Source organism: Bifidobacterium reuteri DSM 23975 (genome assembly GCF_000741695.1).
Classification (GTDB): Bacteria; Actinomycetota; Actinomycetes; order Actinomycetales; family Bifidobacteriaceae; genus Bifidobacterium; species Bifidobacterium reuteri.
Window position 1 is genome coordinate 1 of the sequence record NZ_JGZK01000012.1, and the last position, 2,772, is coordinate 2,772.

The following is a 2,772-nucleotide window of genomic DNA, read 5'->3' on the forward strand; positions in this document are numbered from 1 at the left end:
CCGGCGACAGCCGGGTGAGGGAGAGAAACACACAACCACAGTCGTCCCCTGTCTCTCCCCCAGTCAGCTACGCTGACAGCCCCCTCATCAGAGGGGGCCAGCATATGAACTGTTTACCTCACGGCAGCGGCATGCCAGAGGGGGGGGGCGGCGTCACTCGGCACTACGGAATCAAGGCACAGAAGAGGGCTTCGAACGTGAGCAATGGATTGCCGTTGCCGGCCAAGCGCTTGCGGGCGCGGGCCACCTCGTCGAGGCGGGCCACGGCCCCGGCGCGGTTCAATCGCACGGACAATTCGGTAATCGCGGTACGGTTCTCGAGGTTGATGAGCCCCACGGAATCCTCGGCGTTGTTCTGCAGCACCGCCACATCACGGTAAATGGAGGCCACCGAGTTGAGCGCGCGGTCGAGCACGTCGCGCGTGCGACGGGTGGCGAAGCGCTTGATGTCGTCCTTCTTGGCCACCTGATTGAACGCGCCGCGCAGCTTCGGGGGGATGCGCTCCCCCTCCGCCAATCCGTTGACGCGGCGAAACTCCGCCTCCTGTTTGTCGGCCCAATCATTCGCGTCCGCCTCGGCCTGGCCCTTGGCATTGTCGATGAGGTTGCCGGCGAGCAGCACTGCGTCCGAAGCGCGGGCGAGGTTCAGCACGCCGACGACGAGCTCATCACGGTCGGTCATCACCCGCTCGTTAGTGGCGTACAGGCGCGCGATGCCGATATGCCCTTCCGACAGTCGGGCCGCGCGCTGGGCGGTCTTCGGCTCCACGCCGGTCTCAGCCACCAGGAAATCCGCCACGGCGGTGGCCGACGGCACAGCAAGGTTCACCACGCGGCACCGCGAGCGGATGGTGGGCAGCACATCCTGCGCGCTGGGCGCGCACAGCAGCCAGATGCAGCGTTCCGCCGGCTCCTCGATCTCCTTGAGCAACACGTTGGTGGTGCGTTCGAGCATACGGTCGACGTCTTCGATGATGATGATGCGCCACGGCGCGGTGGCGGGCATCTGTTCAGACGTGGCGATGAGGTCGCGCACCTGATCGATGCCGATGGTCACCTTATTGGTGGTCAGCACAGTGACGTCCGGGTGCGTGCCGGCGAGCACCTGCTGGGTGACGCGCGTCGGCTCGGCGTTCATGCCGTGATCGGGGCTTTCCAACGCAGCCGCGAACGCGCGGGCCATGTTGGAGCGGCCGGAGCCGGGAGGGCCGCAGATCAGCCACGATTGGGTGAGCTGCGCCGGGTCGCTTTGGGCGATGCGGGCCAGCATGTCCGCCACGGGCTTCTGCCCGACCAACGAATCCCACACGCTCATCGGACCGTCTCCTTGAGCAGCGCATCGATATCCGCTTCAATCGCGGCCCAGACCTGTTCGATGGACCGGCTGGCGTCAATAACACGGAATCGGTCCGGTTCGGCCGCCGCCAAATCGAGGAACGCTTGGCGTGTACGGTTCTGGAAGTCATCGCCGGCCGATTCCATACGGTCTTCGGCATGCTGGAGACGGTTGTGGGACAGCGCCGGGTCCATGTCCAGCAGATAGGTACGAGCCGGCAACAGGTTATTGGTGGCCCACAGGCTCAGATCACGAATCTCCGCCGCAGTCAGCTCGCGGCCGCCCGCCTGATAGGCCAGCGAGGAATCCAGGTAGCGATCGGTGATGACGACTTCGCCGCGTTCCAATGCCGGGCGAATCGTTTCGGCCACATGCTGGGCGCGGTCGGCGGCGAACAGCAGCACCTCCGCGCGCGGAGCGATGTCGGCGGGATTGGCGGCGGCGACGGCAGCGTTATCAGCGGCAGCGACGGCAGCGTCATCCGTGGTACCAATACTTACAACCGCACTGTCGAGGGCATTACTGGCGGCCTCATCGGTGACGTCGGCATCGGAATCAGCGCCAGCCGCAGCCGGCACGCCATGCAGCAACAGCCCGCGGATCGCAGACCCCAAAGCCGTGCCGCCCGGTTCGCGCGTGACCACCACCGTGCGGCCCAGCGACTCGAGATAAGTGCGCAGCCGCTCGACCTGCGTGGTTTTGCCCACGCCGTCAACACCCTCAAACGAAACAAACAGACCGGTCATACCTATCGACCTTAGCGTTAGGCACCGAGTTGCCCACCGTTCGGCGGCTATCTCGCTTACAAGGGGCTGATTATGTCTCTCTCCCCCAGTCAGCTGCGCTGACAGCCCCCTCATCAGAGGGGGCCACATACCACCGCTGTCCTTCCAGCAACGGTCCTGCACGTTGATTATATTCTGGCTCCCCTTGTCAGGACAGCACCGTAAAGCAAACAGCAGAGCTGTTTGTAGGTGCTGTGCGAGCCGACAGGCGAGCTGGCAAACCGCGCGCGAAGCGCGTCCACAATTGCAGGACGAGCTGGCTTAATATCGGCTCCCCTTGTCAGGGGAGCTGGCCCGCGAAGCGGGACTGAGGGGTAGTCAATTCGGCAACGAATTAGTGACGCGGACCACTGGGTGTGCGCTGTCGGGTTACTGTTTTTTGGATTTGGATGGCTTGGCGGCGACGACCGGAGGGCGGACGAAGCCCTCGTTCGCGGCAAGCCAGTCAACGTCGGCCTTCACGGTGGCGGCAGTCGAACCAAGCTTCTCGGCGATGCGCGTGTTGGCCCATCCCTTGCCGGCGAGCTTCTTGACCTCGGCGCGACGTTCGGCGCGCTTGGCCTCGACGGCGCTCATCTTGGGCGCGGCCTGCGAGGCGGAACCCGCCTTGCCGTTCGTCTTGCCGCTCGCCGCACCGGCCGCACGACCACG

Annotated in this window: 2 protein-coding genes and 2 pseudogenes; all 4 read right to left on the reverse strand. The window is 65.0% G+C overall.

All coding sequences use genetic code 11. The features are described 5' to 3' along the window. Nucleotides 1-163 precede the first annotated feature (163 nt). Nucleotides 164-1,315, reverse strand: coding sequence for a DNA polymerase III subunit delta' (locus BREU_RS08785; RefSeq protein ID WP_044089782.1), 1,152 nt, complete (start codon nt 1,313-1,315; stop codon nt 164-166). Continuing rightward, nucleotides 1,312-1,764, reverse strand: a pseudogene (tmk, locus tag BREU_RS12675) (dTMP kinase); the annotation flags it as partial. The pseudogene tmk and the gene BREU_RS08785, both read right to left, overlap by 4 nt. Nucleotides 1,765-1,899: 135 nt before the next feature. After that, nucleotides 1,900-2,082 (reverse strand): annotated as a pseudogene (locus tag BREU_RS12680) (dTMP kinase); the annotation flags it as partial. Between the two features lie 408 nt (nt 2,083-2,490). Next, nucleotides 2,491-2,772: helix-turn-helix domain-containing protein (locus BREU_RS08795; protein ID WP_044095917.1), on the reverse strand; the 282-nt coding region annotated here is incomplete at its 5' end.

Excerpts from the sequence above, each read along its gene's own strand:
- BREU_RS08785 (WP_044089782.1), bottom strand. The coding sequence starts at position 1,315 with ATGAGCGTGTGGGATTCGTTGGTCGGGCAGAAGCCCGTGGCGGACATG.